General features: G+C 37.3%; 12 protein-coding genes. 2 read left to right on the top strand and 10 right to left on the bottom strand.

All coding sequences use genetic code 11. The features are described from left to right. Positions 1–25: 25 nt before the first annotated feature. The 9 genes from B0182_RS06835 to B0182_RS13950 all read right to left on the bottom strand — a co-directional run bounded on the left by B0182_RS06835 (position 26) and on the right by B0182_RS13950 (position 7,221). Entirely contained in the window at positions 26–556 is a 531-nt protein-coding gene (locus B0182_RS06835; protein WP_158079653.1) for a hypothetical protein, read from the bottom strand. Positions 557–637: 81 nt separating this feature from the next. Next, entirely contained in the window at positions 638–2,182 is a 1,545-nt protein-coding gene (gene ilvA, locus B0182_RS06830) for a threonine ammonia-lyase, biosynthetic (RefSeq protein WP_078274194.1), read from the bottom strand. Positions 2,183–2,201: 19 nt separating this feature from the next. Continuing rightward, positions 2,202–3,452, bottom strand: a complete 1,251-nt coding sequence (locus tag B0182_RS06825; protein ID WP_078274193.1) for a type II restriction-modification system endonuclease — start codon at positions 3,450–3,452, stop codon at positions 2,202–2,204. A gap of 8 nt (positions 3,453–3,460) precedes the next feature. Then, positions 3,461–4,243, bottom strand: coding sequence for a DNA-methyltransferase (locus B0182_RS06820; protein ID WP_078274204.1), 783 nt, complete (start codon positions 4,241–4,243; stop codon positions 3,461–3,463). Between the two features lie 4 nt (positions 4,244–4,247). After that, positions 4,248–4,901: a hypothetical protein gene (locus tag B0182_RS06815; RefSeq protein ID WP_078274192.1), complete on the bottom strand. Its 654-nt coding sequence runs from the start codon at positions 4,899–4,901 to the stop codon at positions 4,248–4,250. Between the two features lie 26 nt (positions 4,902–4,927). Next, entirely contained in the window at positions 4,928–5,716 is a 789-nt protein-coding gene (locus B0182_RS06810) for a DNA-methyltransferase (protein WP_078274203.1), read from the bottom strand. A 97-nt stretch (positions 5,717–5,813) separates the two neighbouring features. Beyond that, entirely contained in the window at positions 5,814–6,119 is a 306-nt protein-coding gene (locus B0182_RS06805) for a hypothetical protein (RefSeq protein ID WP_078274191.1), read from the bottom strand. A gap of 67 nt (positions 6,120–6,186) precedes the next feature. Further along, on the bottom strand, positions 6,187–6,936 hold the full coding sequence (locus B0182_RS06800; RefSeq protein WP_078274190.1) for a YebC/PmpR family DNA-binding transcriptional regulator: 750 nt from the start codon (positions 6,934–6,936) through the stop codon (positions 6,187–6,189). Positions 6,937–7,008: 72 nt separating this feature from the next. Beyond that, the gene (locus B0182_RS13950; RefSeq protein ID WP_143821686.1) at positions 7,009–7,221 is read right to left on the bottom strand and encodes a hypothetical protein; all 213 of its coding nucleotides are present in this window, start codon (positions 7,219–7,221) and stop codon (positions 7,009–7,011) included. Between the two features lie 119 nt (positions 7,222–7,340). On the opposite strand from B0182_RS13950, the gene B0182_RS06795 reads away from it, so the two are divergent. Beyond that, positions 7,341–8,171, top strand: coding sequence for an ion transporter (locus B0182_RS06795; RefSeq protein ID WP_078274189.1), 831 nt, complete (start codon positions 7,341–7,343; stop codon positions 8,169–8,171). Between the two features lie 128 nt (positions 8,172–8,299). Here the strand turns inward: B0182_RS06795 and B0182_RS06790 are convergent, their stop codons facing one another. Continuing rightward, positions 8,300–8,992 (bottom strand): META domain-containing protein, encoded by a 693-nt coding sequence (locus B0182_RS06790; RefSeq protein ID WP_143821685.1) that lies wholly within the window; start codon positions 8,990–8,992, stop codon positions 8,300–8,302. A gap of 93 nt (positions 8,993–9,085) precedes the next feature. Here B0182_RS06790 and B0182_RS06785 point away from each other — a divergent pair, with 93 nt between their 5' ends. After that, the gene (locus tag B0182_RS06785; RefSeq protein WP_078274187.1) at positions 9,086–9,979 is read left to right on the top strand and encodes a hypothetical protein; all 894 of its coding nucleotides are present in this window, start codon (positions 9,086–9,088) and stop codon (positions 9,977–9,979) included. Positions 9,980–10,018 lie beyond the last annotated feature (39 nt).

The following is a 10,018-nucleotide window of genomic DNA, read 5'->3' as shown; positions in this document are numbered from 1 at the left end:
ACTTTTTAGACCAGAGCCAAGATTTTTATAATGGATTCTTGTTGGTATTTTGTACAATTTTTTCCTTTAAAGTATCAACCCAAGCCTGTGTTTCCGAGGTTTTTACAGGAAATGGATTAAATTCCCTTTGATAATTACTGGCATCTGCCCAGCTGATAAACCTTACTTTATTTCCCAATGTGGTAGGATTTTTAAAGGTTAATTCTACCACATTATTTTTGATAGAAAATAAATAGCGATAAGTAACAGATTGGGTACTATCATAATCTATTGTTTCACTTATCTTGTCATTTCTAATAAATAACCCATTTTCTACTTCTTTGACTTCATCGGCAAGAATTAAAATATTTGCTTTCATATAATTAAAAGTCATCATATGAAAAGCAGTCATTACAATCACAAAAATGAAAAATATGATTGATGAATTTCTTGTCATTGATAGGGCGGTTAAGGTAAAAATACTAATAAAAACCACCTCAATCACATACATTATTTTATATTGTATTTTATAAAAATAAACCGTATCACTGGCAATGCTTTTTGGAATTAAAGTCATATTTTCCCACAATTCAAAAATTAGGATAATCGTAAGGTGCGTAATATGCACCATTTACGCACCTTTATTTATTCTATATTTTTACTTCAAAAACACCCCATAGCCCACATTTTCACTTAAATCTTCACAATCATAACCAATCTCGGTCAATGCGTCCACAATTTGCCGTGATGAATGGGCAGTTGCCTGCAAGCCGACCAATACTCGCCCTTCGGCTGCTCCGTGATTGCGGTAGTGAAACAGGGTAACATTAAAATCTTGCCCCAATTTTTCCAAAAAATTTAATAGGGCGTTGGGGCGTTCTGGGAACATCACACGGAACAATTTTTCATCGTTTAGCCGACCGTGTCCGCCAATCAAATAGCGAATGTGCGTTTTGGCAACTTCATCATCGGTCAAGTCAAAGGCGGTGTAGCCCCCCTTGTCCAGATTGTCCATAATCGTGGTGCGCTCAAACTGACCGTCCTTTAAGCCAATGCCGACAAACACTTGGGCAACGCTTGGGTTTGTGCTGTCTAGGCGGTAGTTAAATTCGGTGATGTTGCGACCTTGCAATCGGCGACAAAAGTCCAAAAACGCTCCCGTTTTTTCGGGCAACTGCACCGCAAAAATCGCTTCTTTGTTTTCGCCAATCTCGGTGCGTTCGGCAATGTACCGTAGGCGGTCAAAGTTCATATTTGCCCCCGAGACAATCGCCACGCAGTTTTTGCCTGTTAGGTTGTGCTGTTTGACATATTTTTTAAGTCCTGCCAGTGCCAACGCCCCAGACGGCTCAACGATGTGGCGGTTTTCTTCAAAAATGTCTTTGACGGACGCACAAATCTCGTCATTATTGCAAGTGATGACTGCGTCAATGACCTTGCCTTGCCCGTTGGATTTGGTGAGATTCGCCACTTCAAAGGGGATTTGACCGATTTGGGCGACCGCCACGCCATCGGCAAACAGGCTAACTTGTGGTAAGCGAGTTCGCTCGCCATCGGCTAGGGCGACTTTTAGGCAAGCAGAGCCTTCGGATTCCACCGCAATGACCTTGATGTGTGGGGCAATCTCGCCCAAAAAGGATGCAATCCCCGCCACCAAACCACCGCCACCGACAGGCACAAACACATATTCCATCTCTCGCCAGTCCTGCGACAGCTCAAGGGCGACCGTGCCTTGCCCTGCAATGACTGCTTTGTCATCATAGGGGGCGATGTAGGTCATACCGTCCGTTGTTGCCTTTTCCATGGCATAGCGGTTGGCTTCGTCAAAACTGTCACCATGCAAATGCACCGTACCACCAAAGGCTTTGACCGCTTGCACTTTGATGTCGGGCGTGGTTTTGGGCATTACAATTAAGTTATTGATTTTTAAGCGATTTGCCGAATACGCTACCCCTTGTGCGTGGTTGCCAGCCGAGGCACAGATGATGCCTTTTGCTTTTTGCTCTGCCGAAAGTTGGCTGATTTTGTTGTACGCCCCACGCACTTTAAAGCTAAATACAGGTTGCAGGTCTTCTCGTTTTAGGCGAATGTCGTTGCCAAAACGGGCAGAGAGTTTGCTTGCCTTATCAAGCGGTGTGCGAATGGCGACATCATAAACGGTTGCGGTAATAATGGCACGGACATAGTCGGGTAGGGTGGTCATTGGGTTTCCTTAAAAATAATTATGATGTTTTGGCGTTGATAAAGTTTTGATTGTATTCATAAATTTTTGGTACTTTATTCTTGTCAAATAAAGCAGTATCGTCATTGTTAATTGACAGTTTATCGCCTTGTGTGTCCAAAAAATAAATCTGATTATAATCATTGTCATCAAATGTAAAGATATAATATTTTGAACCGCTTTGACTTTTAATGGCGTGTGTTTTGCCATCAATGTACAATAAATTAAGCCAGTTATCTAAATAACGATATTCATCCACGCTTTCTGCTTCCAATAAAGGAATGATGTGGTCTAATTCATAGCCTTTTATTTTATTGACTTTGTGGTGTTTAAAATAATCATTTTTGGCTTGTTGTGAGCGTTTCATTTTTGATTTACTGTATTTTGACAAATCTACATCAGAAGTTATTAAAATAAGTTTTCTACTGTCTTTTTCCATAATGAAAAATGGAATATTTTCAAACAAAGTCCATATTTGTTGATTTTCATTTGCCCAATTATGATAATCTCGCTTATCTTTTTTATCGCCGTTAAAATTGTCTGGAATAAGCTCTGATTTTAAAGTGTCAATCACCGCATTTTTTTGTACTCGTGATAATAATCGGTATTCTTTTATCAAACTTTCGCATTGCTCTGTGGAAATGCTAAAATTAAAATTACAATTCATTGCTGAAACAAACAGCATAAACTCATCAAAGCTGATTTCTTTTAAATCACTATTGGTTAGCAAACTTAAAACATCTTCCACAAAGCCTGTTAATAGTTTATTTAACGACTTAGAAAAAATTAAATTTTTACTTAATATATCTAATTTTGGGTCTATTAACTTTACTCCCATATCGGACAAAGCAACATATTTTGTTACGCCCCTTTTGAATGGGTCAGTTAATACTTTTTTGTCGTTATATCGGTTGATTAGTCCCATTCTTGCAAAATCCACAAAAAGATTTTTACGCATTGCATCTTGCGTGCCAATATTGGTTAAACTTTTGGCTTCATTGCAAAATTCGGCATAAGATTGCTCTTCTGGGATATTCTGCGGTCTTTTGCTGATGTCAGTTGTTCTGATTTGCATTAAAGATTGGTTGGGGGCGTGTTTATTTAACAATGTCAAAATATCTATTAATTTTGGCAAATCATAGCGGTTATGCTGACTTAAATGAATGCCACGATAATTTTCAGATTGCAATCTTTCATCAATGAATTTTAATGATGAATTACCAAGATTGATGTTGCTGACATAATTTTTCATAGTTTTCCTTAATTGATTTCAAGTTGATTTAACACAAAATTGGCTTGATTAACATATTCAGCATTCATATCGCACCCAATAAAATTACGACCCAGTTTTTTGGCAACGATTGCTGTTGTGCCACTTCCCATAAAACAATCTAATACCAAATCGTTGGGGTTGGAACTTGCTCTAATAATGCGTTCTATTAAATCGCGTGGTTTTGGAGTAATATGGGTCAATTTGACGGTTTTGCCATTGACTTTTTCTTTGTGGCGTTGGCTAGAAAAATGCCAAACTTCACCACATAACCTGCCATTAGGATTGGGAAACCAGCGTTTACCATTTTTTAAAATGCCTTTTTCACTGGCGTGCTTTATTCTGTCGGTGCTTTCATAAGGCACTCGCACTTCGTCATAATTAAAAGTGTGATTTTTGGATTTTGAAAAAAATAAAATGGTTTCTTGTCCTGTGGAAAAACGCCTTTTGGCACTACCCATTCCATCTCTTTTATCCCAAGTAATCCAATTTTGAAAAATCATACCTTTACTTACCAAGTATTGACAAATAAAAGCACAATTAAATGGTGTATTAAAAATATAAAGCGAGCCGTCTTTATCCAGTTTATCTAAAACTTTATCAATCCAACGATAAGTAAATGCCAAAAATTCATTATGGCTATCAAAACTATCCCAATCCGCCTTACTAAGATTGTAAGGCGGGTCAATGACGGCTAATTGAACGCTTTTATTTTCCACTTGGTCTAAAAAATCAAAGCAGTTCATTTGATGTATTTTATTTATTTCTAGCATATTTTCAACCATTTTGGTAAATAATATCTATTAGTGTACCTATTTGGTTTAAATCTCTTACGGAAATTGCATAACAATTGTTTCTGTTTTCCATATATTCTAATTGATTTTCATCAGTCCAACCAGCCACATAAATACTTAAAGAATTATTGTTATCTATTAAAAATCCTTGTACATATTGTGTGGCAATATTTCTATTGAATTGCCTTGCATCCACGAATAAATTATAATTTTGTACTTGATTTTGATTTGTAAATAGTCTTGTTCCATACATTTTGACATCAATCAAGTATGGAGTGTTTGCTCTGTCAATAAGATAGTCATAGCCATCATCAACCCTGCCAATTGTCAATCCGTAACTAAAATTCATTTGTCGCATTCTACTGCTTATTTCGGTATCATTATGGTAGTCTTGCTCTCTCAATCTTTGTCTTAGAGTTTCTGATATTGTTTCAAATAGGCATATCTCAAATAAGATACCAGTTAATAGGTTGCTTTGAGATTGAATTTCTATGTCATGCAATTCCGATATTCTTTGATGAATGGGATTATTTTGGTTATTGTAATAATAACCACCTCTTCTAAACTCATACAATTCACGAATGGTTGCTAGTTTATCAGCAGTAATAATATGTTCTTTTGTTACTGGGATTAACATCAATAAACTCCAATATTGAAAACCAATTAAACACTTTCTAATTTTTTACAAATAACTTCGCTATATTGCTCCATTAACTCATAACCAATATAACGCCTCCCCAATTCTTTGGCAACTTTTAAAGTTGTACCACTGCCTGCAAATGGGTCTAGCACAGTATCATCGTAAAAAGAATAAAGTTTAATCAGTCGTCTTGGGATTTCTTCTGGCATAATCGCTGAATGCACGCCAAATGCCAAATCATTTTTACTGGGAATAGGAATATCCCAAATTTGTTTAGTATATTCCACCCATTCTTGCTTACTTAATTTACTTTTTTCTTTAATTTCATCAGATACTTTATCTGGTTTACCGTCTTTTACATATATCGTAATAAATTCTGTGGTATTTTGAGCATAAAAATTTCTTGGATAAGGATAAGAACCAAACATTAATTTTTTTGATGAATTGGTTCTATTCCAAAGATAAGTGTCCATTAAAAAAAGTTTGGTGTTTTTTAAAATGGTTTGTTGAATGTCGCTATTTAAATCAAAAATATGTCTGGTATAATGGGTATTCATCTCTTTTTTTAACATTGGCATTAAAGGAGTATTGATAACCAATTTGCCGTTCGGTTTTAAAACTCGTTCACATTCTTGCCAAACTTTTAACATTTCAGACAGATAATATTCATAGCTATCAATATCGCCAATTTGCTGACTGTGTTTATTGCTATGGCTATTTAGCTGATAACCATCTTTGGCATAGTCCTTAATATTAAAATAAGGTGGCGAAGTAATAATAAGATGTACGCTATTATTGGGTACTTCTTGCATATTACGGCTGTCTTTAAAAAATATGGTGTTCATTGCACTATAACTTTAATGGTATATTTATCAAATATTTAAAAATAAATTTTTTGCAGTTTAAGTTTTAATCCCATTCATCACGCAATTTCTTTTGGATTTCCAAACCACTACGAGTTAATTGGGATTTTGGGACTTGGTTAAGAAGTTTAATTAAGGGCATATCTACTTTATCTTTCGTTAAACCTTTAATATCAAGACGAGCAAATAACAAATTTTCAAATTCTTTATCAGAAATATTAGGGTCAATGGTGTCCATAAATTTTTTATCATCGTCAGATAAAAATAATCCTTCAATGGCATTATTGGCACGAATAAATTGACGGCAAAAATCTTTATCTTCTAATTGGTTTACTTGATTTGTGATTTTCATAAAACCCCTTTAAAAACAAAAATTGGATATGACACTTCTGCCATATCCAAACATCACGATAGGCAAATTAAGCGTCAAGCTGTGCCATCACGTCATCGCTAAAATTCACATTAGTATACACTTCTTGCACATCGTCCAAATCTTCTAGCATGTCAATCATTTTTAGCACACGTTGAGCATCATCAATATTATCAATGTCCGCAGTCGTGGAAGGCGACATTGTAACTTCCATATTGTCCGCCTTTAAGCCAGCATTTGCCAATGCATCCACCACCGCCCCAAAGTCGTTGGGTTCGGTAATCACAAGCAAGCTCTCGCCATCATTTTCAATGTCAGTTGCCCCTGCTTCTAGGGCAATCTCCATGACTTTATCTTCAAGAGATACGTCATTAAAAATAATCTCGCCACGCTTAGAGAACAAATACGCCACCGAGCCTGATGTGCCTAGGTTGCCACCGTGCTTGCTAAACGCATGGCGAACCTCGCCCACGGTGCGATTGACATTGTCGGTCATGGTCTCAACGATGACCGCCACACCGCCCACGCCATAGCCTTCATAGGTGATTTCTTGGACGTTGTCGCCTTCTCCATCTCCTTGACCACGCTCAATGGCACGCTTAATCACGTCTTTGGTCATATTGGCGGCGTTGGCTTTTTCTAGCACGGCACGCAGGCGTGGGTTGTTGGCAGGGTCTGGGTCGCCACCTTTACTGGCGGAGACGATTTCACGAATGATTTTGGTAAAGATTTTGCCTTTTGCAGCATCTTGTTTGGCTTTACGATGTTTGATGTTCGCCCATTTACTATGACCTGCCATAGAATGCACCTTTTAAATGAAAATAATAAAATAGGTTATTATACAAGGTTTGGGCGGATTTGCCAATATTTGCTAGGGGCAATGTGTGCGATGATGCGTTTCTTGATATTCAGGCGAACTCATGTCAGGATAGCCTTGTGGTGTGCGTGGGGCTGGGATATGGCGTTGGCAATTTGGGTTGTAAGTCGGGTAGGTTTGGGGTGTTTGACGCTTACTTTCAGAAAAATCTGTCATGTTCATGCAAGCGGTCAGGACAAGGGGTAGTATTAAGATGATGATTCTCATGATAAATCAAATGTAAAAAGCCTAAAACGTATCAATCATAACAAGAATTTTGTAAAAATACTATCCCAAGCCCCAACTTTATTATAAAATACACCCATCTTTCTCTCATTCTATCTTGCATGAAAGCCCCTGTTTACAAAAAAAGCCTGCCCTTAAAAGAGAAAATCCACATTGTCATCGAAGGCACTGACACGCCTGCGGGACGATTTTTTGATGTGGTGCTACTCATCGGTATCGCTCTTAGCGTGGTCGTGGTCATGCTTGACAGTGTGCTGTATTTGCGTTTGCAATACGGACGGTTGTTTTTTTATGCAGAGTGGTTTTTTACCATTTTATTTACCATAGAATATTTGTTACGCCTGTACTCCGCCCCCAATCGCAAGCGTTATGCGTTTAGCTTTTTTGGCGTGATTGACTTGCTTGCGTTATTGCCAAGCTATCTTAGTTATTTTTTTGTGGGAACGCAGTATTTGCTTGTGGTGCGGATTTTGCGGATTTTGCGGATTTTTAGGGTATTTAAGCTCAAATCCTACATGCAACAAGCAGGGTTTTTGGCGGCTGCCTTTCGCACCAGTCAGCACAAAATCATCGTCTTTTTCCTATCATTATTACTGCTTGTGACCATTTTTGGCTCGGTCATGTACGTGGTCGAAGGCCCTGAAAATGGCTACACCAGCATCCCCAAATCCATCTATTGGGCGGTTGTGACTTTGACGACCGTGGGTTATGGCGACATTTCCCCCAAAACTCCGATAGGGCAAGCGATTGCAAGCATGGTGATGATTATGGGTTACTCCATCATTGCCGTACCGACAGGGATTTTTACCGCTGAGCTGTCACGCACCATGCGACCACAGCTACACCCCATTACCTGCCCAAAATGCGGTAAATTCGGGCATGCATCCAATGCTAAGTTTTGCGATAGATGTGGACATGATTTGCATTTGTGATTTATCTGTTTTATGCTCTCTAAATCATCAAAATGCAGAATGCCAAGTCTTATCAAACTTATATTAACTATGACCCAAATATTCGCTTTGCTTTAAATAAATATCACATCTAACGAATTTGAAATTTGTCATAAGCCAGACTTTGTCGCAACTGTGTTGATAAATAGCCAATATTGATGATTGTGGGTTATTTTTAAAATCTTTTGCATGTCTTTTTGATAAATTTCATAATCACCATTTAAAATAACAGTATGGATAATGTTGTCATCTAAATCTTTAGGTAGTGGTGAGCAAGCCATTTCAGTTGTTGGTAGGCTACCTTGAATTTTTATGCCCGTCTTGGTGAGTACAAATTCACCATTCATGCTGTTGCAATTATTGGGCATGTACATCCAATGATTGTCTAATTCTACACTTTTTTCAAAAATCAATATAAAATCATCTTTTTTAACAATTGGCAAATTTATGTTGTTAAAATTGGTATCACTCACCACAATCAATCGCCACTGATTGGATATGTTTTCATAAGTTAACGCTAATTTTTGCCAATCATTAGATTTTAAGGAGGTTAATAATTCATCATTGGTTGGTAATGCTGGCGGTGGTTTGTTGTTATCTTTGTTGCCATTGGTGATATTGACATCATGTTCAATCGTATTTTTTGAATTTTGATTGTGATTGGTGCAGGCAGAAAGTAACATTATAAATAAAGAATAGAAATTTTTATGTTTATCATGCTGTGCGCTTGTTAAGTTTGATGCTTTATTATCACACATCATATTGATGATTTCAAATGGAGAATTTGATAAAAGGGTGGACATCTTGGTTAATTTGGTGAACACCCCTTCATGCCACTTGACAAACGCCCAATTATGGTTATAATATCACACCAATTGTAACAAAATATTTCATCCATGATTTTTCTAATCTCTGCCATTTGTGCCAGTGTGTTGGTGTCTATTTTTTTAAAAGTGGCACGCCGTCAAGATATTGATATTGCCCAAGCCATTTTGGTGAATTATATTACCGCCATTATTTTATGTATTTTTTTATTAAAGCCTAGTTTAAATGTCAGCGAAATTATGGCAAATGGGGCATTTATCGTCATCGCCTTGGGCGTGCTGTTGCCGAGCGTATTTATCATCATGGCAAAGGCGGTGCAACTCGTTGGCATTGCCAAATCGGACGTGGCACAGCGTTTGGCGTTATTTTTGCCGATATTGGCGTCATTTACCATTTTTGGCGAAAGTTTAACACTTGCCAAAGGTGTGGGCATTATTTTGGCGTTTTCATCACTCATTGCCCTAACTTATAAACCCAATCCAAAAACCAATTTAAAAAACAGCCTAAAAACCAATCATGCCAAAACAGATAATTCATTAAATATCAAAAACACCGCTTTAATATTAGGCGGAGTATGGGCAGGCTATGGCGTGATTGATATTTTATTTAAACAAATGGCAAAATTGGGTAATGCCTTTGCCAATACCTTACTTGTGAGCTTTATATTGGCATTTGTCTTGTTATTTATTTATCTAATAATCAATAAAACCAAATGGCAAGGTAAAAGTTTGATTAGTGGGATTTTGCTGGGGGCATTAAACTTTTTTAATATTTTATTTTATATCAAAGCTCATCAAGCCTACAAAGATGATCCAACCTTGGTATTTGCTGGCATGAATATCGGCGTGATATGTTTGGGGGCGGTTGTGGGGTTATTTATTTTTAAAGAAAAAATATCCAAAATCAACGGCATGGGGATTGTCTTGGGCGTGTGTGCGGTGTGGTGTTTGTTTTATTTGACTTGATTTGAAATAATTTTAAATAATAAAAATCATCAGGTGCGT

The sequence above is a fragment of the Moraxella bovis genome (assembly GCF_002014975.1).
Taxonomy (GTDB): Bacteria; Pseudomonadota; Gammaproteobacteria; order Pseudomonadales; family Moraxellaceae; genus Moraxella; species Moraxella bovis.
The sequence above is the reverse complement of the archived record's forward strand: the minus strand, read 5'-3'. Positions and strand labels throughout refer to the sequence as shown.